At 61.7% G+C, this 22,928-nt stretch carries 23 protein-coding genes and 1 tRNA gene (1 of these 24 only partly in view); 13 read left to right on the top strand and 11 right to left on the bottom strand.

Annotated elements, in window-relative coordinates; translation table 11 throughout:
• The 3 genes from AB7813_RS16705 to AB7813_RS16695 all read left to right on the top strand — a co-directional run.
• Positions 1-540, top strand: the 3' portion of a protein-coding gene (locus tag AB7813_RS16705) for a hypothetical protein (protein ID WP_068730369.1). The gene continues 69 nt to the left of window position 1, outside the view; 540 of the gene's 609 nt are visible here — the last part of the coding sequence; its start codon lies beyond the left edge, outside the window; it ends in the stop codon at positions 538-540.
• Between the two features lie 177 nt (positions 541-717).
• Positions 718-921 (top strand): hypothetical protein, encoded by a 204-nt coding sequence (locus AB7813_RS16700; RefSeq protein ID WP_068729147.1) that lies wholly within the window; start codon positions 718-720, stop codon positions 919-921.
• Positions 922-1,026: 105 nt separating this feature from the next.
• The gene (locus tag AB7813_RS16695; protein WP_439065103.1) at positions 1,027-1,569 is read left to right on the top strand and encodes a methylated-DNA--[protein]-cysteine S-methyltransferase; all 543 of its coding nucleotides are present in this window, start codon (positions 1,027-1,029) and stop codon (positions 1,567-1,569) included.
• A 79-nt stretch (positions 1,570-1,648) separates the two neighbouring features.
• Here AB7813_RS16695 and AB7813_RS16690 read toward each other — a convergent pair whose 3' ends face one another.
• From AB7813_RS16690 to AB7813_RS16680, 3 genes are all read right to left on the bottom strand, one after another.
• On the bottom strand, positions 1,649-2,266 hold the full coding sequence (locus AB7813_RS16690) for a glutathione S-transferase family protein (protein WP_439065102.1): 618 nt from the start codon (positions 2,264-2,266) through the stop codon (positions 1,649-1,651).
• A gap of 129 nt (positions 2,267-2,395) precedes the next feature.
• Positions 2,396-3,238: a fumarylacetoacetate hydrolase family protein gene (locus tag AB7813_RS16685; protein ID WP_439065101.1), complete on the bottom strand. Its 843-nt coding sequence runs from the start codon at positions 3,236-3,238 to the stop codon at positions 2,396-2,398.
• 89 nt (positions 3,239-3,327) lie between these two features.
• Entirely contained in the window at positions 3,328-4,179 is an 852-nt protein-coding gene (locus tag AB7813_RS16680; protein ID WP_439065100.1) for an MBL fold metallo-hydrolase, read from the bottom strand.
• 130 nt (positions 4,180-4,309) lie between these two features.
• Between AB7813_RS16680 and AB7813_RS16675 the strand changes: the two genes are divergently transcribed.
• A complete protein-coding gene (locus AB7813_RS16675; RefSeq protein WP_439065099.1) occupies positions 4,310-4,723 on the top strand; it encodes a DUF3775 domain-containing protein in 414 nt (137 codons plus the stop codon).
• A 72-nt stretch (positions 4,724-4,795) separates the two neighbouring features.
• Here AB7813_RS16675 and AB7813_RS16670 read toward each other — a convergent pair whose 3' ends face one another.
• Both AB7813_RS16670 and AB7813_RS16665 read right to left on the bottom strand, forming a co-directional pair.
• On the bottom strand, positions 4,796-5,578 hold the full coding sequence (locus AB7813_RS16670; RefSeq protein WP_175367646.1) for an SDR family oxidoreductase: 783 nt from the start codon (positions 5,576-5,578) through the stop codon (positions 4,796-4,798).
• Between the two features lie 76 nt (positions 5,579-5,654).
• Positions 5,655-6,170: a CvpA family protein gene (locus AB7813_RS16665; protein WP_175367647.1), complete on the bottom strand. Its 516-nt coding sequence runs from the start codon at positions 6,168-6,170 to the stop codon at positions 5,655-5,657.
• A gap of 111 nt (positions 6,171-6,281) precedes the next feature.
• Here AB7813_RS16665 and AB7813_RS16660 point away from each other — a divergent pair, with 111 nt between their 5' ends.
• Entirely contained in the window at positions 6,282-7,043 is a 762-nt protein-coding gene (locus tag AB7813_RS16660; RefSeq protein WP_439065098.1) for an SDR family NAD(P)-dependent oxidoreductase, read from the top strand.
• 283 nt (positions 7,044-7,326) lie between these two features.
• Positions 7,327-7,403, top strand: a tRNA-Met gene (locus tag AB7813_RS16655).
• Positions 7,404-7,541: 138 nt separating this feature from the next.
• Here the strand turns inward: AB7813_RS16655 and AB7813_RS16650 are convergent.
• The 5 genes from AB7813_RS16650 to AB7813_RS16630 form a co-directional block, all read right to left on the bottom strand.
• A complete protein-coding gene (locus AB7813_RS16650; RefSeq protein ID WP_439065097.1) occupies positions 7,542-9,260 on the bottom strand; it encodes a protein kinase domain-containing protein in 1,719 nt (572 codons plus the stop codon).
• A 71-nt stretch (positions 9,261-9,331) separates the two neighbouring features.
• Positions 9,332-10,153, bottom strand: a complete 822-nt coding sequence (locus AB7813_RS16645) for a formate/nitrite transporter family protein (protein ID WP_439065096.1) — start codon at positions 10,151-10,153, stop codon at positions 9,332-9,334.
• 47 nt (positions 10,154-10,200) lie between these two features.
• Positions 10,201-10,545 carry a nitrite reductase small subunit NirD gene (gene nirD / locus AB7813_RS16640; protein ID WP_439065095.1) on the bottom strand — a complete coding sequence of 115 codons (345 nt, stop codon included), beginning with the start codon at positions 10,543-10,545 and terminating at the stop codon, positions 10,201-10,203.
• Between the two features lie 2 nt (positions 10,546-10,547).
• Positions 10,548-13,025, bottom strand: a complete 2,478-nt coding sequence (nirB, locus tag AB7813_RS16635; RefSeq protein WP_439065094.1) for a nitrite reductase large subunit NirB — start codon at positions 13,023-13,025, stop codon at positions 10,548-10,550.
• Positions 13,026-13,437: 412 nt separating this feature from the next.
• Entirely contained in the window at positions 13,438-14,988 is a 1,551-nt protein-coding gene (locus tag AB7813_RS16630; RefSeq protein WP_441228243.1) for a methyltransferase domain-containing protein, read from the bottom strand.
• 225 nt (positions 14,989-15,213) lie between these two features.
• Between AB7813_RS16630 and AB7813_RS16625 the strand changes: the two genes are divergently transcribed.
• The 3 genes from AB7813_RS16625 to AB7813_RS16615 all read left to right on the top strand — a co-directional run bounded on the left by AB7813_RS16625 (position 15,214) and on the right by AB7813_RS16615 (position 17,812).
• Positions 15,214-15,450 (top strand): ribbon-helix-helix domain-containing protein, encoded by a 237-nt coding sequence (locus AB7813_RS16625; RefSeq protein ID WP_089265762.1) that lies wholly within the window; start codon positions 15,214-15,216, stop codon positions 15,448-15,450.
• A 94-nt stretch (positions 15,451-15,544) separates the two neighbouring features.
• Positions 15,545-16,801 carry an aminopeptidase gene (locus tag AB7813_RS16620; protein WP_439065092.1) on the top strand — a complete coding sequence of 419 codons (1,257 nt, stop codon included), beginning with the start codon at positions 15,545-15,547 and terminating at the stop codon, positions 16,799-16,801.
• Between the two features lie 48 nt (positions 16,802-16,849).
• Positions 16,850-17,812: a GlxA family transcriptional regulator gene (locus AB7813_RS16615; RefSeq protein WP_115032928.1), complete on the top strand. Its 963-nt coding sequence runs from the start codon at positions 16,850-16,852 to the stop codon at positions 17,810-17,812.
• A gap of 3 nt (positions 17,813-17,815) precedes the next feature.
• On the opposite strand, the gene AB7813_RS16610 is transcribed toward AB7813_RS16615, so the two are convergent.
• Positions 17,816-18,478, bottom strand: coding sequence for an XRE family transcriptional regulator (locus tag AB7813_RS16610; protein WP_115032930.1), 663 nt, complete (start codon positions 18,476-18,478; stop codon positions 17,816-17,818).
• Positions 18,479-18,612: 134 nt separating this feature from the next.
• Between AB7813_RS16610 and AB7813_RS16605 the strand changes: the two genes are divergently transcribed.
• From AB7813_RS16605 to glnT, 4 genes are read left to right on the top strand one after another with little or no spacing between them, the layout of a single operon-like run.
• Positions 18,613-19,506 carry a class II glutamine amidotransferase gene (locus tag AB7813_RS16605; RefSeq protein ID WP_231079106.1) on the top strand — a complete coding sequence of 298 codons (894 nt, stop codon included), beginning with the start codon at positions 18,613-18,615 and terminating at the stop codon, positions 19,504-19,506.
• Positions 19,506-20,192, top strand: coding sequence for a protein glxC (locus AB7813_RS16600; protein WP_231079108.1), 687 nt, complete (start codon positions 19,506-19,508; stop codon positions 20,190-20,192). Before AB7813_RS16605 ends, AB7813_RS16600 begins: the two co-directional genes overlap by 1 nt.
• Positions 20,192-21,523: an FMN-binding glutamate synthase family protein gene (locus tag AB7813_RS16595; protein WP_184512087.1), complete on the top strand. Its 1,332-nt coding sequence runs from the start codon at positions 20,192-20,194 to the stop codon at positions 21,521-21,523. The genes AB7813_RS16600 and AB7813_RS16595 overlap by 1 nt, the downstream gene beginning before the upstream one ends.
• A gap of 39 nt (positions 21,524-21,562) precedes the next feature.
• Positions 21,563-22,867, top strand: coding sequence for a type III glutamate--ammonia ligase (gene glnT, locus AB7813_RS16590; RefSeq protein WP_439059887.1), 1,305 nt, complete (start codon positions 21,563-21,565; stop codon positions 22,865-22,867).
• Positions 22,868-22,928: the final 61 nt, after the last annotated feature.

Below are 22,928 nucleotides of genomic sequence, written 5' to 3'. Positions count from 1 at the left end.
GGCGCCGCATATGCGCAGGCGCAGAAACAGCCCGCCGCAAAACAGACGCCGCCCACACCGGCACCCACCGCAGCTCCCGCGCAAAATGCGCCGGCGCCAAAGCAGATTGCGCTGACCGACAAGCAGATCGAGCAGGTGCTGGCCGCGCAGAAGGATCTTGATGCGGTGACCGCCAAGCTGCCACAGCAGGCACCTGACAAGCCGGATCCCAAAGTGGTCGCGCAGCTCGATGACGTCGCCAAGAAAAACGGCTTCGCGAACTACGGCGACTACAACGACGTCGTCGAAAACATCATGCTGGTGCTGGGTGGCTTCGATCCGCAGACCAAGAAATATGTCGGCCCCGAAGTGGTGTTCAAGCAGCAGATCGCGGCCGTGCAGGCCGACAAGAAAATGCCGGCCAAGGACAAGAAGGCCGCGCTCGCCGATCTCAACGCCGCGCTCAAATCGCCGCCGCCAGCAGTCGAGAACAAGGGCAATATCGACCTCGTCGGCAAATATTACGACAAGCTGGCCGCAGCGATGCAGAACGACGAGTAAGTCCGCCATTGCCATCGCACGGCTTGGACTTCTGAAGATCGGGGCCGCAGTGCGGTCCCGATTGTCGTTGGAGGCCTGGCCAGCGCTACGAAATAACGCCTTGGCGTGCTCCGAATTGTTGTCTAAGCCCTCGTTATTCCGGCTTTCACGAGCCTTTCACTGACGCGGGAGACCGACATGTCGAATCCGAAAGAAGTTCCCGCCCTCCCGCTGAAGGGCTACAGCCTGTTGGACTTCCAGCCCGATCCGACCGTGGTCGGCATCTCCTTCGACACCGAGGCGGGTGTGTTCATGTTCGTGGCCACCAAGGAAATCCTCGACATGCTCGGCCAGGCTTTTATCCACAAGGCCGCCTCAATGCCATCGCGCGAGCAGAGCTGAGACAAAGCTGCTCGCCGCTCCGGAATCGGGTGGCGAATGGCTGAAGATCGTCGCAAACTCCGGACCTCACCACATCGGATGCTGATGCGATCGATGGAGGCTCATATGACCGACGTTCAGTTCACTCTCTTCGACACCGCCATCGGCCGTTGCGGCATCGCATGGGCCGATCGTGGCATCGTTGCTGTGCAATTGCCGCAGCCGGACGAAAAACAGACCCGTGTGCGCATCAAGCAGCGCCATGCGGAGGTCGTCGAAGCCGCACCGCCGCCGGCGATACAGGCCGCCATCGACGGTATCGTCGAACTGATGACCGGCAAGCCGGTCAATCTTCTCGATATCGATCTCGATCTCACCGACGTCCCCGAATTCAATCGCAACGTCTATGCGATTGCCCGCCAGATCCCGCCGGGCGCAACGCTGACTTATGGCGATATCGCCAAGAAGCTCGGCGGTGTCGAACTGTCACGCAATGTCGGGCAGGCGATGGGGCAAAATCCGTGTCCGGTGATCGTGCCGTGTCACCGGGTGCTGGCTGCCGGCGGTAAGCCGGGCGGATTTTCGGCCAATGGCGGCGTCGAGACCAAGCTCAAGATGCTCGCCATCGAGGGCGCGTATGTGAATCACACGCCCTCGCTGTTCGATTAGACCTGCCGCAAGATTACCGCAGGCCTGACGCAGGATTTTCGCAAGCTGAGGTGAAATTGCGTCAGGCCGCTTTTCGACCTTAACCCTTTGGCGGAACGGAGATCTTGACCGATTCCCGCTGCAGCATCTTGTTGTGGAAAGCGTCGAGTTTCGGGAACGCCTTGTGCCATCCGCAATCCGGGAAGCGGAAGTCGGCATAACCGAGCACGCAGACGAGCGCGATCTGCGCCGCATCCAGCGGACGCGTCAGAATGTCCGGATGGTTTTCGAAACGCGTGAGGCCCTGCCAGGCGCGATCCCACTGATCGTCATACCAAGCCTGCCACAGAAACTCTTTCGGGCGCACGCCGACCTCGTAGCGGCAGAGCAGCATCGCATCCGTCATGCCCTGCAGCATCGAATGCTCGCTCTTCACTTTCCAGCGCACCGGACCCGCGGCCGGGATCAGCTTGTTGCCGCCGGCGAGCTCGTCGAGATATTCGGTGATGACGTAGGAGTCGACGATGACATTGCCATCGTCGAGGATTAGCGCCGGCAATTTTCTGACCGGGCTGATGTCATGGGAATAGGTCTCGTTTTTCTGCGTCGGCGCGACCGAAGCCGCCACCAGTTCGATCTTGTCGATCAGCCCGAGTTCGATCGCTGCGATGCGCACCTTGCGTGCGAAGGGCGAGCCCGGTGAAAAAGTCAGCTTCATTTTTGGTCCTTTACTCAGTTCTATTGGTCGTCATTGCGAGCGCAGCGAAGCAATCCAGTCCTTGCTTTGTGGCCTTCTGGATTGCTTCGTCGCTTTCGCTCCTCGCAATGACGAGGAGAGTGATAGGCCTTAAGCCGCAACCACTTTCTGTTTCTGCTCGCCGAGCTTCTCGATGCCGAGCGTCATGACGTCGCCGACTTCGAGGAATTTCGGCGGCTTCATGCCGAGGCCGACGCCGGGCGGCGTGCCCGTGGTGATGATGTCGCCGGGCATCAGCGTCATCATGCCGGACAGATACGACACGATCTGCGGCACATTGAAGATCATGGTCGCGGTCGAGCCGGTCTGGCAGCGCTTGCCATTGACGTCGAGATACATGCTGAGCTTGTGCACGTCGCCGACTTCATCTGATGTCACCAGCCACGGGCCGAGCGGGCCGAACGTGTCGTGCGACTTGCCCTTGGTCCACTGGCCGCCGCGCTCGATCTGGAAGAAGCGCTCGGAAACGTCATTGCAGACGCTGTAGCCGGCGACATGCTTCAGCGCATCGGCTTCGGTCACATATTTGGCTTTGGTGCCGATGATGATGGCGAGCTCGACTTCCCAGTCGAGCTTGGTCGAGCCGCGGGGCTTTTCCACATCGTCATTGGGGCCGCACAGGCTGTTGAGCGCCTTCATGAAGACAATGGGCTCCGATGGAATCGGCATGCCGGATTCCGCAGCGTGGTCGGCATAGTTCAGGCCAATGGCGATGAATTTCGGCTTGCCGCCAACGGGCGAGCCAATGCGCGGCGAGCCGCTTACGGCAGGCAGCGACGCCGGGTCGAGCGCAGCGAGCTTGGCAAGATTGGCAGGTGCGAACGCATCGTCAGCCAGATCCTTCACCTGGCCGGAGAGGTCGCGCAGCTTGCCGTCCTTGTCGATCAGTCCCGGCTTTTCGCTGCCGAACGCGCCGTATCTTACGAGTTTCATTGTCGTCTCCCTTGGGGCTTGCCTGAAAGGTTGTGGAACAGGGCGCGGGGAAATTCAACCGCGCGACAGAAAGGTCAGAGCCGCAAAAATCAGTGCTGCAGCGCGGCAAATCTGAAAGCATCGCCCTCGCGCATGATGTGGCCGGCACCGAAGTGACCGCCGATCACCAGTGTCGGCGTATCCGCAAAACGCGAGAACAATGCGCGCCGCGATACGGCGGATTGCAGGGGATCGGCATCCGCCGTGGACGACCAGTCGAGATGCGCCATCTGCACCGGATGATGTGCGGCGTCGCCGGTCAGCAGCGCTTCCTCGCCCGCGGATTTGATATGCACGCTCATATGGCCGGGGCTGTGGCCCGGTGTCGGGATCAGCGTGACCTCGTCCGAGAGTTGCGCATCGCTGGCAACGAGATCCATCAGCCCGGCATCGGCGATCGGCTTTACGGAATCGTTGAACACGGCGAGATGCGACGCCGTATCGCTATGCGCCGCCCAGTAGTTGTATTCGTGCTGCCCGAACACATAGCGTGCATTCGGGAATGTCGGCGTCCATTGGCCAGCGACCAGTTTTGTGTTCCAGCCGACATGATCGACATGCAGATGCGTGCACAGCACCGTGTCGATACTGTCCGGCGCGAAGCCCGCCGCCGTCATGTTTTCGAGGAACGGCGTGTGCAGATTATTCCAGGTCGGCACCGAACGGCCCTGCTTGTCGTTGCCGAGACACGTATCGACTATGATCCTTTGCGTCGGCGTTTCCACCACCAGCGCATGGATCGACATTTTCAGCCGGCCTTCAGGAGTTGCAAATTCCGGCATCAGCCACGGCAGCGCATGGACCTCATCGGGGCCGACCTGCGGGAGAATGAAGCGTGTGCTGCCAATCGTCTCGCCTTCGATGATCTGCGTGATCCTGACTTTGCCGACCGTCCATTGCATCAGGCGTTCACCCCATTGTTCTTTTTAGGGCTGGAAAGATGCGGGTTTCCGGCGTGGCGCGCAATGGATCATCTCGCGGGGCTGCGCGTTGTCAGAGTGGAACACCGGGCCCTGCAGCGAGGAGCGTGCGATGCCAGAACTAGCGATTTCATCCGAGAAAGTGGGCTTCCTGATCGAGAAGGCCCGGCAGTTCGATGCCAAGGATATCGCCTCGGATCCCGATTCCGGCTCCAATGGCGCGGACGACGACATGACCGATGTGTTGGAGGACAATGGCGAGGATCCCGTGGCGCGGGAGATCGCAGGCTTCATCAGCGCGCTCACCGAGGACGAGCAGATCGATCTCGTCGCCCTGATGCGGTTGGGCCGCGGCGACGCTACCATCGATGAATGGAGTGACTTGCGCCGCGAGGCCGCAGAGGGCCGCAACGGGCGCACAGCGCGCTATCTGCTCGGCGAGCCATTGCTCGGCGATCTCCTCGCCGAAGGCCTGGAAGAATTCGGCGTCGATTGGTCGAGCGAACGCACCACACCTGTCCACTGATAACGTAACCCAAAAGAAAAGGCGATCGGCCGTGCAGCCGATCGCCTTTTTGCGTCTTGAGATGCTGCCGACTTACATCGTGCCGGGGAAGGCGCCGCCGTCGAGCACGATGTTCTGGCCGGTGATAAAGCCGGACTTCGAACTGCACAGCCAGGCGCAGGCCTGACCGAATTCATCGGGATGACCGAACCGGCCCGACGGATTTTCGGCGGCGCGCTTGGCCAGGATCTCGTCGACCGAAAGACCTGTGGCCTTGACCTGTCCGGCGGCGACGCCCTTCAGGCGGTCGGTGTAGAACGGGCCTGGCAGCAGGCCGTTGATGGTGACGTTCGCACGTACCGTCTTGCGCGACAGGCCGGCGATGAAGCCGGTGAGGCCGCTGCGTGCGCCGTTGGACAGGCCGAGCACATCGATCGGCGCCTTCACGGCGGCCGAGGTGATGTTGACGATGCGGCCGAACTTGCGCTCCATCATGCCGTCCACCGTCGCCTTGATCAGTTCGATCGGGGTCAGCATGTTGGCGTCGATGGCCTTGATCCAGTCGTCGCGGGTCCAGTTGCGGAAATCGCCGGGCGGCGGGCCGCCGGCATTGTTGATGAGGATGTCGATCTGGCCGGCTGCCTTCAGCGCAGCTTCGCGGCCTTCGACCGTGGTGATGTCACCGACGACTTCAGTGACCTCGACGCCGGGATAGGCCTTGCGGATATCGGCAGCGGCTGCAGCCAGCACGTCGCCGCCGCGTGCAGTCATCGTGACATGCACGCCTTCTGCGGCCAGCGCTTCGGCGCAGCCACGGCCGAGGCCCTTGCTGGATGCGCAGACAAGCGCGCGGCGGCCTTTGATTCCAAGATCCACGATGTCACTCCTGAAGTTCGATAATCCGAGGGCCGCGTTATAGCGGTTCCGGTGGGGTCTGATAAGGGCGCTCCCGTCAGAGCCGGTGCGCGCGTTTCCATTGCTCGATGGTGGCCGTCACGTCCGGCGGCAGCGATTTGACGCCCTTCTGCCCGGCCAGCGACAGCAGGGGCCGCAGCTGTGAGCCGGTCATATAGGCTGGCTGCCTGTCGGCCGGCACCAACTGGTCGAAGATCAGCACCAGCGTCACCGCGATCAGGCCGACGCGAATGGCGCCGAGCAAAGCGCCGCCGAGCCGGTCGCCGATGCCGATCTCGTGGCCGATCACGTCGTTAATTGCCATGCGCAGCAGCGAGCCGAGTACGATGCCTGACACGAGAAAGATCGCGAAGAACAGCAGTGAATTTTGCGTGGTCGAAGCGGCGGCGGCGCCGGACAGTTGCGGCGCGATCAGCCCGGTGATCCAGACGGCGATCGGCATGGCCAGCAGATAGCCCAGGATGGTCACGGCGCTGCGCAAGAGGCCGGCGCGGAAGCCGATGACCATGGCGACGATCAGGCCGACATAAACGACGACATCGAAACTGTTCATCGCGGCTTCGTCCCCATGCGGCAATTCCGCGTCAAAGAAATCGGCGGAGCGCGCCGGTTTGCGATCGCGGCAAGGCCGGGTATCACTAGGGCAAAATCAAAGGGAAATGCCATGTCCGGGATATTCGACGTCAGTAAAGAAACCATCCTCATCACCGGAGCCTCGCAGGGCCTCGGCCGACAATTTGCGCGCGTGCTGTCCGCGCATGGTGCAGCTGTGGTGCTCGCAGCGCGGCAAATGGGCAAGCTAGAGAGCCTGCAGAAGGAAATCACGGACAAGGGGGGCCGCGCTGTCGCGGTGTCGATGGACGTCACAGACAATGCCTCGATCGCAAACGCGTTCGATGCCGCTGAAGCTGCGCTCGGGCCGGTCCGCGTGCTGATCAACAATGCCGGCATCGCGGTGGAGAAGATGGCCATCGATCAGACTGAGGCGGATTGGGACGCGGTCATCGGGGCCAATCTCAAGGGCGCCTATTTCGCGGCGACCGAAGCCGCGCGCCGCATGATCGCGCATAAAGTGGAGGGCAATATCGTCAATATCGCTTCGGTCCTCGGATTCGGGCTGACCAAGGCGGTGTCGCCTTATGCGATCTCCAAGGCGGGCATCGTGCAGGCGACCAGGGCACTGGCGCTGGAACTCGCCGCGCACCGCATTCGCGTCAATGCGCTGGCGCCGGGCTATATCGATACCGACATCAACCACGCCGCGTGGGACACGCCCGTGGGCGAGAAGCTGATCAAGCGCATCGCGCAGCGCCGGGTCGGTCATGAGAGCGACCTCGACGGTGCCATCCTGCTGCTGGCCTCGCAGGCCTCGCGTTACATGACCGGCAGTACCGTGACCGTGGATGGCGGCTTTTTGCTGAATTAGGCCGCCAGAGCCCGTCCAGCGGGCCTGAAACGCCGGTTTCGGCGGTTGCATCCGGGCCGCGCCGGGTTGTGCCGAAACAGGGCAGACAGGCGTTTTCCCGGACCGTCATAAAAGCGCAAAAAGATCGCCGCTGCCCCTTTCCAAAGCAGGCAGGCATTGGTACATACCCCTCGCACCGAGGGCTTTGCCCCGGTTGCCTTCTCAGGAAGCCTCCGGACTGGGATCGATCGACGCCTTGGCGTTGGCCGACTTCGTTTCGTCTCTGGTTTTCCGAAAGGTTTGGCGCGGGGTGGAGCAGCCCGGTAGCTCGTCAGGCTCATAACCTGAAGGTCATAGGTTCAAATCCTATCCCCGCAACCAAACATCTAATTGATATTTCAGTAAAAACGAAAAGCCGCCCTCTGGGCGGCTTTTCGTTTTTACGCCGTGGCGACGGATGCCTTTCAGGGAAAGAATGTGAGGTTTCCGCAGTGATGCAGGCGCCAACTGGCGATGCCGTTAGCGCCTCGACAGCAATACGATGACAGTTATAGCGAGCAGCAACGACAGGCCCTTCCAGACCATGTTCGGATTGCGCTCCAGGAGAGGCACGGTCGACGGATTGAGAAACTCCGCCTTCGGATTGCGCAGGTCGTAAACATATTCGGAGAGTTCGTCGTAGCGCTTCGCCGGGTCGGCGTGCACGGCCTTACGCAACACGCCGTCGATCCATTCCGGAATATCGCTGGCATTGTTGAGCAGCGATCGATAACGCAGCTTGCGGTGCTGCGCGGCGTTCGTCGCCTTCGCGACCTCCGCTCCGTAAGGCAGCGTCCCGGACAGCATCTGATAGGTGAGGGTCCCAAGCGCATAGAGGTCGGATTGCGATGTGGCGCGCTTGCCGAAAAACAACTCGGGTGCGGTGTATTGCGGCGTGCCGAGAATGTCGCTGTGCTTGCCGGGTGAATCAGCTTCGGCGACGCCGTTGACGCGGGTCGAACCGAAATCGATGATCTTCACCGTGCCCGTCTTGTCGATCATGATGTTGTCTGGCCGAATGTCCTGATGGATCATCTCCATCCGATGGAACGCCTGCAAGCCGCGTGCTATCTGCTCGATGATGCCGCGCACGGTTTCCAAATCCGGCTTCGGATTGTCGAGCATCCACTGCTTCAGCGTCTGGCCTTCGATGAATTCGGCGACGATGTAGAGGTAGTTGCGCTTGCGCGACTGTCGGCACGGCTTCAGCACATGCGCGCTGTCGATCCGCCGCGCCACCCATTCCTCGATCATGAACCGCTTGAGATAGACCGGGTCGTCGCGCAGATCGATTGACGGAATCTTGATGACAACCTGTTCGCCGCTCTCCACATCGACTGCGAGATAGATGTGGCTGCGGCTGCTGCCGTGCAGTTCGCGTACGATCCTGTAGCCGTCGAACGCCATGCGGGCTTCAAGCAGCGGTGGCAGCGGCAATTGCGACATCAGAATGTCGCTGGCCTCGCCGTCCGGCGCCGCATCGATCCGTACGATCTGTACGGTGAGGTTGTCCGGGCTGTTCTGTGCATAGGCCTCGTCGACGATCGACTTCGCGGCGGCGTCGAGATCGTCGGCGTGATCGGCGATCGCCGAAGTGATGAAGCGCGCCCCGACGAAATCATAGACTCCGTCGGTGGCGAGGACGTAGACATCTCCGGCATCGATCTGCAGGGCTTGATAGTCGATCTCGATTTGCGGATTTATCCCAAGCGCGCGAGCGAGGTAGCTCTGCTCGGCCGAGATCACGACGCGGTGGTCGGTGGTGAGTTGCTCGAGTGCGCGGTCCGATACGCGATAGATGCGGGAATCGCCGACATGAAAGATGTGCGCTGCGCGGGCGCGTATCACCATTGCACTCAGCGTGCAGACATAGCCGCGATCCTTGTCGTAATGGTAGCGGCCGCGCTGCGTCTGAGATTGCAGCCATGAATTGGTTGCAGCGATGACGCGCTGTGCCGATGTCTTCACCGACCAGGATTCAGAGGTGCAGTAATAGTCGGTGAGAAACGACTTGACCGCAGATTCGCTGGCTTCGCCGCTGACCGCGCTGCTGCTGATGCCGTCGGCGATGACGACGGCAATGCCTTTGAGGCTCAACAGCGGCTCGGTCGGAATCAGGGCGCCGTGGAAATCCTGATTGGTGTCCTTGCGGCCCCTGTCCGAATGCTGGCCGATCGAAATCGTCAATTCACGCGGCATGGGTCACGCTAATAAAATGACGCCCCAACTGGAGAAGCCGGGGCGTCGTGTTGCGAGGATTGCGGATCAGCCTAGTGGGCGAGACTAGCAGTGCGCTTCGGGCCTGTCTTGATGTGTGTGGCATACAGCGTCAGGCCGGTAAAGGTCAGGCCGCCAATGAGGTTGCCGAGCACGGTCGGAATCTCGTTCCAGATGATGTAATCCATGATCGTGAACTTGCCGCCGAGCATCAGGCCGGCAGGGAACAGGAACATGTTGACGATCGAATGCTCGAACGTCATCGCGAAGAAGACCATGACCGGCATCCACATCGCGATGACTTTGCCGCTGACGGTCGTTGAGATCATCGCGCCGACCACGCCGGTTGAGACCATCCAGTTGCAGAGCATGCCGCGGATGAACAGCGTCAGCATGCCGGCTGCGCCATACTGCGCATAGCCGAGCGTGCGGCCTTCGCCGATATGGCCGATCACCTGACCCACCTTGTCCGGCGGCGTCGAGAAACCGAAGGTGAACACGATTGACATCATGATGGCGACGATGATCGCACCCATGAAGTTGCCGATGAAGACGAGCCCCCAATTGCGCAGCACGCCGCCGACAGTGACGCCGGGGCGCTTGTCAAGCAATGCCAGAGGCGTCAGCACGAAGACACCAGTGAGCAGGTCGAAGCCGAGCAGATAGAGCATACAAAAGCCGACCGGGAAGAGGATCGCGCCGATGATCGGATAGCCTGTTTGCACCGTGACGGTGACGGCAAACACCGCGGCGAGTGCCAGGATAGCGCCGGCCATGAAGGCGCGGATGATGGTGTCGCGCGTGGACATGAAAATCTTGGATTCGCCGGCATCCACCATTTTGGTCACGAATTCTGAAGGGACGAGATAGGCCATTACTTGAAAACTTTCTTTGGAGCGGGGTCGGTTGATGTGGCGTGCACCTATGGGGCGGCGGCGACGCTCATGTTGAGATAGATGCGGCCGTTCTCGAGTTTGACCGGGAAGCTGCGCGCGCAGCCTTTGTCAGCGCCCGAGGCTTCGCCATCATCGAGGTTGATGATCCAGTTGTGCAGTGGGCAGGCGACCTTGCGACCGTGTACGATGCCTTCACTAAGCGGACCGCCCTTGTGCGGGCAGCGATTTTCCAGCGCGAACACCTCGTCGCTGGCGGTGCGGAATACCGCGATCTCGCGCCGCGGAGTCTTCACCGTGCGCGCGCCGCGTTGCGGGATCGCGCGCAGTGGGCCGACGTCGAACCAGAAGTCGTTGGATGGGGCCATTGTCATGTTCATTCTGCCGGGACGGCTATAATCGAGTTGAGTGTTGCAAGCGGCGTAAATTCATGCTGTTCGCGGCCGGCGGCGCGTTCGGCCCAGGGATCCTTGCGGACCGCGCGCTGTGATTTCTCGAAGCGCGCCAGCAGCGCGCGACGGTTGTCGGCATCATCCATGATCGCCGCACGTACCTTGTCGAGGCCGGCGTTTTCGACCCACTTCCAGACGCGTTCGAGATAGCCCGCTTCCTCGCGGTACATCTGCATGAAGGCAGCGATGTATTCGATCGCCTCGTCCTCCGTATCGACATGGCCAAGCAGATCGGTCTGGCGGACATGCAGGCCCGCCGCACCGGCGATGTGGATGTCGTAGCCGGATTCGACGCAGATCACGCCGATGTCCTTCACCGTGGATTCCGCGCAGTTCCGCGGGCAGCCGGAGACGCCGAGCTTTACCTTCGCAGGCGCCCATGAGCCGCACATGAAGCGCTCGAGTTTGACGCCGAGACCGGTCGAGTCCTGTGTGCCGAAGCGGCACCATTCGGAGCCGACGCAGGTCTTCACCGTACGTAGGCCCTTGGCATAGGCTGCGCCGGAGACGAGGCCCGCACTGTTGAGCTGCGCCCACACGGCAGGCAGGTCTTCCTTGCGTACGCCCAGCAGATCGATGCGCTGGCCGCCGGTGACTTTCACCGTCGGAATCTTGAAGCGGTCGGCGACGTCGGCGATGGCGCGCAATTCGTCAGGAGTGGTCAGGCCGCCCCACATGCGCGGCACAACGGAGAAGGTGCCGTCCTTCTGGATGTTGGCGTGGACGCGCTCGTTGATGTAGCGCGACTGCGCATCGTCGGCATACTCGCCCGGCCACGCGCAGAGCAGGTAATAATTCAGCGCGGGGCGGCAGGACGGACAACCGCAGGAGGTTTTCCACGCCAGTTCCTGCATCACGGCCGGAACGGACTTCAACTCCTTCGAGAGGATGAAGCCACGGACTTCGCTATGGGTGAGGTCAGTGCATTTGCACATCGGCTTGCGGCCGGCGGCGGAGTAGTTGTCGCCAAGCGTGGCCGCGAGCAGCGATTCCACCTTCGCCGTGCACTGGCCGCAGGACGCTGATGCCTTGGTGCGGGCGCGCACATCGTCGAGGGTGGTGAGGCCGTGGGCGGCGATCGCCTGGGTGATTGCGCCCTTGCACACGCCGTTGCAGCCGCAGATTTCGGCATCGTCCGACAACGCTGCAACAGCAGCGACCGGATCGAGTGCGACGCCGCCCTGATAGGCCTGGCCGAGGATCAGAGCGTTGCGCATGGCGCCGATATCGACGTTCTTTTTGAGCAGGTCGAAATACCACGAGCCGTCGGCCGTATCGCCATAGAGCACCGCGCCGATGATGCGGTCGTCGCGCAAGACGACACGCTTGTAGATGCCGCGGGCAGGATCGCGTAGCACGATCTCATCCTTGACGTCGCCTTCGGCGAAATCGCCGGCCGAGAACAGGTCTACGCCGGTGACTTTCAGCTTGGTCGAGGTGGTCGAACCGATATAGCCGTCAACGGTCTCCCCGGCGAGGGTCGCCGCGAGGGTCTTCGCCATGTCATACAGGGGCGCGACAAGGCCGTAGCACTGGCCGCGATGCTCGACGCACTCGCCGACCGCATAGATGTTGTCGTCGCTGGTTCGTAGATGGTCGTTCACGACGATGCCGCGCTTGACGTTGAGGTCGGCGAGCTTGGCGAGTGCGGTGTTCGGGCGGATGCCGACCGCCATCACGACGAGATCGGCCGGTAGGGTCCGACCATCGTCGAGCCGGACTGACTCGACACATGTGTCACCGAGGATGGCTGCTGTGTTGGCTCCGGTCAGCACCTCGATGCCGCGCGCCTCGATCGCCTTTTGCAACAGATAAGCGGCATTGGGATCGAGTTGGCGCTCCATCAGTGTTGGCATCAGATGGACAACGGTTGTTGTCATGCCGCGCATGGCCAGACCGGCTGCGGCCTCGAGGCCGAGCAAGCCGCCGCCGATGACGACAGCGTGGCCGCCCTTACCGGCTGCATCGAGCATCAAGTTGACGTCGTCGAGATCGCGATAGGTGACGACGCCGGGCAGCTCCGCGCCGGGTACTGGAATAAGAATCGGCTTCGAGCCGGTTGCGATAATCAGCGTGTCATAAGCTTCGACCGCGCCGGACTGTGTGGTGACGGTTTTCGCAACGCGATCGATCGCGACGACGAGTTCGCCGCGCCTGAGATCAACCTTGTTGGTCGCGTACCACTCATCGGTGTGGATCAGAATGTCGTCATATGCCTTCTCGCCGGAGAGCACCGGCGACAGCATGATGCGGTCGTAATTAACACGCGGCTCCGCGCCGAACACCACTACGTCGTAGCGGTCTGGTGCACGTGCGAACAGCTCGTCCATGACGCGGCCGGCGGCCATGCCGTTGCCGAGGATGACGAGCTTCAGCTTCTTTGCATTCGGTTGATCGAGCATGTGCAAACCTGTTTGGACCGCTGTCGATCGGAAACAGGAACTCGCACACCAAACCCGGTAGGGATGGAGTCACGATGACCGCTTCGCACCTGACAATCAGGAAGCGAGCTGTGTCCCTGCGCTTGAAACCAGCAGCGGTTTCAGCATCCGGCGGACGGCGGTCATCATTGACGTAGATGTTATTAGCAAATGGCGTGCCAACGTACCTGTCGTCTAACATTCTGATTTTTCGACTATTTCTAAATGAGCTCGGCTGTCGCAGATCAGTCGTGCCATTAAAACGAGCGGCATTACTGATTTCCTAGGCAGGTGATTAAATCTTGTGCGGTGCGCTTCAGGTTCGAGGTGGCTCCCGATCTGTGCAGACAACAGGTTCGAAGGCGGACGCGCGCTTGGCGAAGATCTCGTCAATTTATTGGTGGTTTGTTGCGGTGGTGAGCTGGCCGTTCTCGGTGCTCGGCCGGGCACGGCGACGCAGCACATAAAGCGTGCCGAGGGCGGGGCGCCCTGCTTCGAGGCGCAGCTCGGAATTCTCCTTGCATACGATTTCGAAGTCCTTCGCGGCGCAGGTTTCGAAATATGTCTCGCTATGGGCGAACCTGCCTGACGAGAGCAGCGTGAAGTCGCCGTGACCCGCGCCCTCGATGCTTGCTGCGAAGAAGCCGCCCGGAGGGAGCGCGCACGCAATCAGGCCGATGAGTTCGTCCAGCCGGCCGAGATAGATCAGAAGATCGGCAGCGAAGACGAGGTCGAAGCTGCGCGGGCTGTCCGCGAGATAGCTCACGACATCGGCCTTGATAAGGTCGTGATAGGCGTTCCGCCGTGTTGCGATGGCGAGCATCTTCTCCGACAGGTCGATGCCGGTCAGTCGCGCGCCGAACCGCCCGAGTGGCTCTGCAGCCAACCCCGTTCCGCAGCCGAGATCCAGAAGGGTCGCAAGTGTCGGTCGGCAGGACGCAATCATATCGGCGAGTTGCTGCGGCACCTTGTAGCCAAGAATGTCCACAAGCTTGCTGTCGAAGCCCTCGGCGAATTCGTTGAAATGCGCCTCCACATAGGCTGCCGGTGCGCGATCATGTGTCTGTCCACCGACGGCATCCAGCAAGTAGCGCTGCACGGGATCGTCCGGCTGGCCTTCCAGTCGCAGTCGTCCGACCGTGGCAGCGGCTTCATGCATGCCATAGGCGCTGAACAACGCGAATGCGGTGCGCAAGACCTCATCCAATGGCTCGGTCTCCTGTCCCGCAAGTGTCGGGTAGCGGGTGATTGCGCCCTGAATGTCGCCGTCCAGCATCGAAGCAAAGGTACGCGCGCGGGCGTAGAGACGCAGCGTCACGCCTTCCAGCGGCACAAATCCGTTTGCGATCGTCAAGGCATCGGCGCTCTCGCAAAACCGGCCGGCCATGTAGAAGGCCTGTCCGAGGCAAAGATGCGTGACCGCGTCGATGCCGCCCCAGGATAGTGCGTATTGCAGATGCATGATCGCCTGCTCGGGACGGCGGGAGCCGAGATACAGCACGCCCAGGCCGAGATGAGCGTCGCCAAGCGAGGCATCGCCCGACAGAGCGCGCAGATAGGCCGCTTCAGCATCATCGATACGCTGCAGCCGGTAGGCGAGGCTCGCATATTGCAGCCATGTCGTCGCGTGGTCCGGATCGATGGCGAGCGCGCGCAACGCACTTGCTTCCGCCAGTTCGTCGCGACCGCTCAATTGATAGTCCGTCGCGAGCTCACGCCAGGCGGTGACGTCCGTCGGCATCAGTGCAAGTGCAGCAAGAAGCGCGTCGATAGCGACGTTATGCTGGCCATGGTTGCAGTTGATCGTTGCAAACTGCCGCAGCGCAGAACATGCATTGTCGGAATGCTCCATCAGCAGCGCGAAGACGGCGTGCTCCTTCATCCAGCGATCGATCTGATCAGCGGCGTGCTGGGCATCGGGGAGTTCAGGCGTGGCGGAATTCATCGGGACGATCGGGAGTTTGATCCAGAGGCGTGCGCGATGCTGCTTCTGCCCAATGCGCGCCACGAAGGCAACGTATCGATAGTTCCGTAGAGGTTGTGTCGTGATCGAGAGGTTGTGTGTGAGTACTCGTCTAAGGTTGGATGATCTGATCTGTTGCCGCAGGTTTCAATCCGTATAAGCTGGCTGAAAAGAAACCGATCACTGGGTGGAAATGGAGAAGGCGCGGTGAAATCACCCGTCGTAAAGCGATCGATCGTCGTCGCCGGACACAAGACAAGCGTCAGCCTCGAAGAGGCGTTCTGGACGGCGCTGAAGGAGATCGCCGGCATGCGCCGGATCACGATGTCGCAGCTCGTCGGCGAGATCGACAAGAACCGACAGCAGAACAACCTGTCCTCGGCGATCAGGCTTTACGCGCTGGCCCATTACCAGGCCCTCGTCCCGCAGTCCGGGCTGTCGTAGGCGTCCGGTAAGCCCTGCGGCGGACCGGCTGGCGGCAAGGCGCATCTGCGCCTACATTCGGTCCAGCTACGTTCACACCAGTCAGGGCCTCTGCATGACCGTTCACCAGCGCAATTTGTCCACCCCTATTGATCCCGTGAAGCTCGACCGTCTGGCCGAGGTCGCCGTGAAAGTCGGGCTGCAACTGGCGCCGGGGCAGGATCTGCTGCTGACCGGCCCCGCCGCGGCGCTGCCGCTGGTGCGCAAGATCGCTGAACATGCCTACAAGGCCGGCGCCGGATTGGTGACGCCGTTCTTCTCCGATGAAGAGATGACGCTGGCGCGCTACCGCTACGGTCACGATGTGAGCTTCGATCGCGCCGCCGGCTGGCTCTATGAGGGCATGGCCAAAGCGCTCGGCAACAACACGGCGCGCCTCGCCATCGTTGGCGACAATCCGATGCTGCTGTCGAACGAAGATCCCGCCAAGGTCTCGCGCGCCAGCAAGGCGAATTCCATCGCCTATCAGCCGGCGCTGCAGAAGATCGCCGGCTTCGACATCAACTGGAATATCATCGCTTATCCGACGTTGTCGTGGGCCAAGCAGGTGTTTCCTGGCGATGAGGACGACGTTGCCGTGCAGAAGCTTGCGGATGCGATCTTCGCGGCGTCGCGCGTCGACAATGCCGATCCCATCGCCGCCTGGGCCAAGCACAATGCGGCGTTGCGTAGCCGCACCGAATGGCTGAACGCGCAGCGCTTCCACGCGTTGCATTTCACCGGGCCGGGCACCGATCTCGTGGTGGGTCTTGCAGATGGTCATGAATGGGAAGGCGGCGCATCGACGGCCAAGAACGGCATCATCTGCAACGCCAATATCCCGACCGAGGAAGTCTTCACCACACCGCATGCCGCGCGTGTCGACGGCCATGTCCGCTCGACCAAGCCGCTATCCTATCAAGGCACGCTGATCGACGACATCGCGGTGCGCTTCGAGGGCGGCAAGATCGTCGAGGCCAAGGCCTCACGCGGCGAGGAAGTGCTCAACAAGGTGCTCGACACCGACGAAGGCTCGCGTCGGCTCGGTGAAGTGGCGCTGGTGCCGCATTCGTCGCCGATCTCGGCGAGTGGCCTCTTGTTCTACAACACGCTGTTCGACGAGAATGCCGCCTGCCATATCGCGCTCGGCCAGTGCTATTCGAAGTGCTTCGTCAATGGCGGCGATCTCACGCCCGAGCAGATCGCGGCGCAGGGCGGCAACAAGAGCTTCATCCATATCGACTGGATGATCGGCTCCGGCGAGATTGACATCGACGGTGCCCACGCCGACGGCCGTCGCGTGCCGGTGTTCCGTAAGGGCGAGTGGGCGTAACGCTGCAGCTATGATCTGAACGGGCGCGGAAACTGAGTCTTCAAATCTATGGCCCAGCCCCACCGCGTCGGCTTTCTTCTGATCGACGGCTTCGCGCTGATGTCCTTCGCCTCGGCGATCGAACCGCTGCGCGCCGCCAATGTGCTAGCCGGCAAGAAACTGTATCAGTGGCTGCAGATCTCGACCGGCGCCGACGCGATTCTGGCGTCGAACGGATTGTCGGTGGCGTCCGATCACACCATTGCCGACAGCGTGCGTTACGACACGGTGCTGGTTTGTGCCGGCGGCAATCCCGCTGGTTTCGATGATGCCAAGACGCTGGCGTGGCTACGTCGCCTCGCGCGCTCGGGCTGCGCCATCGGCGGCGTCTCCGGTGGGCCGTTCATTCTGGCCAAGGCCGGCATACTCGATGGCGTTCGCTGCACGATCCATTGGGAGCATCTCGATGCATTCATCGAGGCCTTTCCCGAGATCGAGCCGACGCGTACGCTGTTCGAGATCGATAGCAACCGGCTCACCTGCGCCGGTGGTGTCGCCGCGCTCGACATGATGCATGCCATCATCCGCCGCGATCACGGCCAGGCACTGGCAGCGAAAGTCAGTGACTGGTTTCTGCAAACCGCCGTGCGTCTCGGCGACGACAGCCAGCGCATTTCATTGCGCGAGCGCCTCGGCACCAGCAATCGCGCCGTGCTCTCGGCGATCACCGTGATGGAACGGCGTCTGGCCAGCCCTGCGCCGCGCGACGAGCTGGCAAAAACGGCCGGCGTGTCCGTGCGCCAGCTCGAGCGGCTGTTCACCGCACATCTCGGCGTAACCATTGAGCAGCATTACCTGACCCTGCGCCTCGGGAAAGCTCGTGCACTGCTGCAGCAGACCAGTATGCCGGTGGTCGAGGTCTCGGCCGAATGCGGCTTCGCCAGCGCCAGCCATTTCGCACGGATGTATCGGCGGGCCTTCGATGTGCCACCGTCGCAGGACCGGATGTCGGGGAAGAGCAAGGCGAAGTGAGGCCTAGCTCCGCCGCGGATAAATAATCACAGACAGATACGTCATAGGCGCCTTCACCAGTTCTTCCGGGCCGTGCCGCGCGGCTGCGTCGAAGAACAGCGTGTCGCCGGGCTCCATCAGATAGGTCTGATCGGCGTGGCGATAACGCACCTTGCCGGTCAGCATGTAGATCATCTCGACGCCGGCATGGCGGAAGTTGCTATAGGCCTCGGCATCCTCGTTCAGCGTGATCAGATAGGGCTCGACGCCGAGCTCGCCGTGGATCGACTGGCCAAGCAGTTGATAGTGATGGCCGGACTTGGTGCCGCGTCGCTCGATCTTGACGCCCGTACCGGCTTTCACGAAAGAGCAATCGCGCTCTTCCTCAGTCTCGCGAAAGAATCTGGAGATCGGAACGTTGAGCGCTTTTGAGAGTGCATTCAGCGTGCCCAGTGATGCGGAGATGCTGCCGGTCTCGATCTTTGACAGCATGCCGGTCGAGATGCCCGCCGATGTGCTGAGCTCGGCCACCGTCAGCTCCAGCTCCTTGCGGAGCTGCCGCACTTCATTGCCGATCTTGGATTCCAGCGAGCCACCGACTTCCAGCGGCGCGTTCGAACCGGTGCGCAGCTCCTCCAGCTTTGAGCGCGCGGGCGATGATTTCGTTGTCTTCGGTTTCGCTTTCACGATGGCGTTTCCTGCAGCGTTGATTTCCCGACAATAGCAATATTTCTTGTCAGGAAAACTATTTTCTCTGTGGTTGACATGGCGGTTTTGTTTCGGGCAAGGTCCACGCGCATTCAACGAGCGAGACGCGAGCCATGTGCGGCATTGCCGGTCTGTTTCTGAAAGATCAAAAGCTGGCCCCCGAATTAGGCGGGTTGCTCTCCGGCATGCTGGAAGCGCTGAGCGATCGCGGCCCTGACTCTGCAGGCTTTGCTGTTTATGGCGACGGCGATGCCGGACAGATCAAGCTGACGCTGCGCGCTGCGCCGTCGTTCGATTTTGCTGAACTGATGGCATCGCTTGGTAAAATCGCCGGCGCACCGATTTCGTATCAGGTGCACGATACCCACGCCGTCATCAGCGTTCCCACCGATCGCGAGGCTGCTGTCGCATCTGTGCTCCTCGGCATGAAAGACGTCGACATGGTTGCGCGCGGCAAGCGCATGGCTGTGTTCAAGGAAGTCGGTCTGCCCGCTGACGTGGCCAAGCGCTTCGGTCTGAACGCGATGGCCGGCACCCATGCCGTCGGCCACACCCGCATGGCGACTGAGTCCGCAGTGACCACCAATGGCGCGCACCCCTTCACCACGGGCACGGACCAGTGCCTCGTGCATAACGGTTCGTTGTCGAACCACAATGACGTTCGCCGCGAGTTGATCCGCCAGGGCATGACGTTCCGCACCGAAAATGATTCCGAGGTCGCCGCCGGCTATATCTCATCGCAAATGGCCGCCGGTGCTTCGCTGCAGGATGCGATGACGTCGTCGCTGTCCGCGCTCGATGGCTTCTACACATTCGTCATCGGCACCGAGACCGGCTTCGGCGTGCTGCGCGATCCCATTGCCTGCAAGCCAGCCGTGATGGCCGAGACCGATCGCTGGGTCGCCTTCGGCACCGAATATCGTGCGCTGGTCGATCTGCCGGGCATCGACGTCGCCAAGGTCTGGGAGCCCGAACCCGCCAAAGTTTATTTGTGGGAGCGGCACTGATGCCTTCGGTTGATCTTGCGTCCTCGCCGCTGCGCGAACTCAACAGCGCGCTGCATGCGCTGACTGATAACACCAACGCGACGCACTGGACCGTCAGCAATCCGCGCGGCCAGCACAATATCGCGGTCGGTCTCGATTTTCCGGTCGAGATCGAGATCGACGGTCACGTCGGCTATTACTGCGCCGGTATGAACAAGCAGGCGCGCGTCACCGTGCGCGGCAATGCCGGGCAGGGTGTCGCCGAAAACATGATGTCGGGCCGCGTGCACGTCACCGGCGATGCCTCGCAGGCGGCGGGCGCCAGCGGCAATGGCGGCCTGCTCGTGATCGACGGTAATGCCTCGGCGCGCTGCGGCATCTCGATGAAGGGCATCGATATCGTCGTGAAGGGCTCGGTCGGCCATCTCTCGGCCTTCATGGCGCAGGCCGGAAAACTCGTGGTGCTCGGCGATGCCGGCGAAGCGCTCGGCGATTCCATCTATGAGGCGCAGCTCTTCGTGCGCGGAACGGTCACGAGCCTCGGCGCCGATTGCATCGAGAAGCCGTTGAATGACGAACACAAAGTCGAGCTGAAGAAGCTGCTCGATGAGGCCGGCGTCGAGGGCGTCAGACCGGACGAGTTCAAACGCTATGGCTCCGCGCGAAAGCTCTATCACTTCCACATCGACAACGTCGGGTCCTACTGATGAGCGCGCAAGACCGCTGGATCCATACGCCGCCGCGCAAGTCCGCGACCTTCGATGATGCCGCGATCGCGGAAATCCGTCGTGCTGCCGCGACCGGCATCTATGACATTCGCGGCGCCGGCGCCAAGCGCAAGCTGCCGCATTTCGACGACCTGCTGTTTCTTGGCGCCTCGATCAGCCGCTATCCGCTGGAGGGCTACCGCGAGAAATGCGCCACCGATGTCGTCATCGGCGCGCGCTTCGCCAAGAAGCCGATCCATCTGAAGATTCCGATCACCATCGCCGGCATGAGCTTCGGTGCGCTGTCCGGCCCTGCCAAGGAAGCACTCGGCCGCGGCGCATCGGCGGTGGGCACGTCGACGACCACGGGCGACGGCGGCATGACCCCGGAAGAACGTGGTCATTCCGATCTGCTGGTCTATCAGGTGCTGCCGTCGCGTTACGGCATGAATCCGGACGACCTGCGTAAGGCCGATGCAATTGAAGTCGTGGTCGGGCAGGGTGCCAAGCCCGGTGGCGGCGGCATGTTGCTCGGCCAGAAGATTACCGAGCGCGTCGCCGGCATGCGCCGTTTGCCGGTGGGAATCGACCAGCGTTCGGCGTGCCGGCATCCGGACTGGACCGGGCCCGACGATCTCGAAATCAAGATCCAGGAACTGCGCGAGATCACCGACTGGAATATCCCCATTTACGTGAAGGTCGGTGCCTCACGCCCGTATTACGATATCGCGCTCGCTGTGAAATCCGGCGCCGATGCCATCGTGCTCGACGGCATGCAGGGCGGGACGGCTGCGACGCAGGACGTCTTCATCGAGAATGTCGGCCTGCCCACCATGTGCGCGATCCCGCCGGCGGTAAAGGCGCTGCAGGACTTGGGCATGCATCGCAAGGTGCAGCTCATCGTGTCCGGTGGCATCCGCAATGGAGCTGACGTGGCCAAGTGTCTCGCGCTCGGCGCGGATGCGGTGGCGATCGGCACGGCTGCATTGATCGCGCTCGGTGATAACGACCCCGCACTGGAAGCCGAATATCAGAAGCTCGGCACTACGGCCGGCGCCTATGACGACTGGCACGAGGGCCGCGATCCCGCGGGCATCACAACGCAGGATCCTTTGCTGGCCGCGCGGCTCAATCCCGTGATCGCCGGCCGCAAGCTCGCAAACTATCTTTCCGTGATGACGCTGGAAGCGCAGACCATCGCACGCGCCTGCGGCAAGAGCCACGTCCACAATCTCGAACCGGAAGATCTGGTGGCGCTGACAATGGAGTCGGCGGCCATGGCGAGGGTCCCTCTCGCGGGGACGAACTGGATTCCCGGCAGCAATATCTAACGAGCCATTATGGCTGGATGACCTTCGGAGCGCGTGTCAATGACGACCTGGACCGAACTAGCCAAACAGCACGATCTCAAATATTTCCTGATTGCCTTTGTCGATCTGTTCGGCGGCATGCGCGCCAAGCTGGTGCCGGCCACGGCCATGGACGGCGTGGCAAAGTCCGGCGCTGGCTTTGCCGGTTTCGCGGCCTGGTTCGATATGACGCCGGCCGATCCCGACGTGCTCGTGATGCCGGATATGGATACGCTGACGCTGCTGCCATGGAAGCCCGGCGTCGCCTGGGTCACGGGGGATCTCTATATGGGCGGCAAGCCCGTGGCGCAGAATCCACGTCAGGTGCTGAAAGGCCTCATTGCGAAGGCGGCGGAGCAGGGTGTCGAACTCAAGACCGGCGTCGAATGCGAGTACTTCCTGATCTCGCCGGACGGTACCGCGATCTCCGATCCCGCCGATCAGCAGGCCAAGCCGTGCTACGACCAGCAGGCACTGATGCGGCGCTACGAGATCGTCGCTGAAATCTGCGACGCGATGATCTCGCTCGGCTGGAAGCCCTATCAAAACGACCATGAAGACGCCAACGGCCAGTTCGAGATGAACTGGGAGTTCGACACCGCGCTGAAGACCGCCGATCGTCACGCGTTCTTCAAGTTCATGGTCAAGTCGATCGCCGAGAAGCACGGCTACAAGGCGACCTTCATGCCGAAGCCGTTTGCCAATCTCACTGGCAACGGCTGCCACGTCCATGCGTCGCTTTGGTCGACCAAGGATGGCTCCAACGTATTTGAAGATGAGGCCGGTGAACTCGGCCTGTCGAAGACCGCCTATCACTTCATCGGCGGCCTCGTTCATTCGGCCGAAGCGGTTTGCGCCATCACCAATCCCACGGTGAATTCCTACAAGCGCATCAATGCGCCGCGCACGCTCTCCGGCGCGACGTGGTCGCCGAATACGGTGACCTACGGCGGCAACAACCGGACGCATATGATCCGCATTCCCGATGCTGGTCGTTTTGAATTCCGTCTGCCCGACGGCGCGGTCAATCCGTATCTGCTGCCTGCGGCGCTGTTGGCCGCCGGCCTCGACGGCATGGCCAACAGCCGCGATCCCGGCCCGCGCCTCGACATCAATATGTATACGGAAGGCGCGAAGGCGCCGAAGGCAAAGCAGCTGCCGCTGAACCTGCTCGATGCATTGCGCGCGCTCGAAGCGTCCGCGGTGTTGAAGGATCAACTCGGCGAGGTCGTGGTCGGATCGTATCTCAAGCTCAAACACAGCGACTGGAATGAGCACTGCCGTCAGCTCACCGAATGGGAGCGGCAGACGACTTTGGATTGCTGATACCGCACGTTCGTCGAAATTGCGTGCTATGAGTCCTGACTTGGGAGCGTCATTGGGTTGA

It is taken from the genome of Tardiphaga sp. 20_F10_N6_6 (assembly GCF_052076045.1).
GTDB classification, from domain to species: Bacteria; Pseudomonadota; Alphaproteobacteria; order Rhizobiales; family Xanthobacteraceae; genus Tardiphaga; species Tardiphaga robiniae.
This window is presented reverse-complemented; position numbering and strand designations above follow the sequence as displayed.

Coding starts and splice junctions, on each gene's coding strand:
- AB7813_RS16700 (WP_068729147.1), top strand. CDS start 718: ATGTCGAATCCGAAAGAAGTTCCCGCCCTCCCGCTGAAGGGCTACAGC.
- AB7813_RS16695 (WP_439065103.1), top strand. CDS start 1,027: ATGACCGACGTTCAGTTCACTCTCTTCGACACCGCCATCGGCCGTTGC.
- AB7813_RS16690 (WP_439065102.1), bottom strand. CDS start 2,266: ATGAAGCTGACTTTTTCACCGGGCTCGCCCTTCGCACGCAAGGTGCGC.
- AB7813_RS16685 (WP_439065101.1), bottom strand. CDS start 3,238: ATGAAACTCGTAAGATACGGCGCGTTCGGCAGCGAAAAGCCGGGACTG.
- AB7813_RS16680 (WP_439065100.1), bottom strand. CDS start 4,179: ATGCAATGGACGGTCGGCAAAGTCAGGATCACGCAGATCATCGAAGGC.
- AB7813_RS16675 (WP_439065099.1), top strand. CDS start 4,310: ATGCCAGAACTAGCGATTTCATCCGAGAAAGTGGGCTTCCTGATCGAG.
- AB7813_RS16665 (WP_175367647.1), bottom strand. CDS start 6,170: ATGAACAGTTTCGATGTCGTCGTTTATGTCGGCCTGATCGTCGCCATG.
- AB7813_RS16660 (WP_439065098.1), top strand. CDS start 6,282: ATGTCCGGGATATTCGACGTCAGTAAAGAAACCATCCTCATCACCGGA.
- AB7813_RS16650 (WP_439065097.1), bottom strand. CDS start 9,260: ATGCCGCGTGAATTGACGATTTCGATCGGCCAGCATTCGGACAGGGGC.
- AB7813_RS16645 (WP_439065096.1), bottom strand. CDS start 10,153: ATGGCCTATCTCGTCCCTTCAGAATTCGTGACCAAAATGGTGGATGCC.
- nirD (WP_439065095.1), bottom strand. CDS start 10,545: ATGACAATGGCCCCATCCAACGACTTCTGGTTCGACGTCGGCCCACTG.
- nirB (WP_439065094.1), bottom strand. CDS start 13,025: ATGCTCGATCAACCGAATGCAAAGAAGCTGAAGCTCGTCATCCTCGGC.
- AB7813_RS16630 (WP_441228243.1), bottom strand. CDS start 14,988: ATGAATTCCGCCACGCCTGAACTCCCCGATGCCCAGCACGCCGCTGAT.
- AB7813_RS16620 (WP_439065092.1), top strand. CDS start 15,545: ATGACCGTTCACCAGCGCAATTTGTCCACCCCTATTGATCCCGTGAAG.
- AB7813_RS16615 (WP_115032928.1), top strand. CDS start 16,850: ATGGCCCAGCCCCACCGCGTCGGCTTTCTTCTGATCGACGGCTTCGCG.
- AB7813_RS16605 (WP_231079106.1), top strand. CDS start 18,613: ATGTGCGGCATTGCCGGTCTGTTTCTGAAAGATCAAAAGCTGGCCCCC.
- AB7813_RS16600 (WP_231079108.1), top strand. CDS start 19,506: ATGCCTTCGGTTGATCTTGCGTCCTCGCCGCTGCGCGAACTCAACAGC.
- AB7813_RS16595 (WP_184512087.1), top strand. CDS start 20,192: ATGAGCGCGCAAGACCGCTGGATCCATACGCCGCCGCGCAAGTCCGCG.
- glnT (WP_439059887.1), top strand. CDS start 21,563: ATGACGACCTGGACCGAACTAGCCAAACAGCACGATCTCAAATATTTC.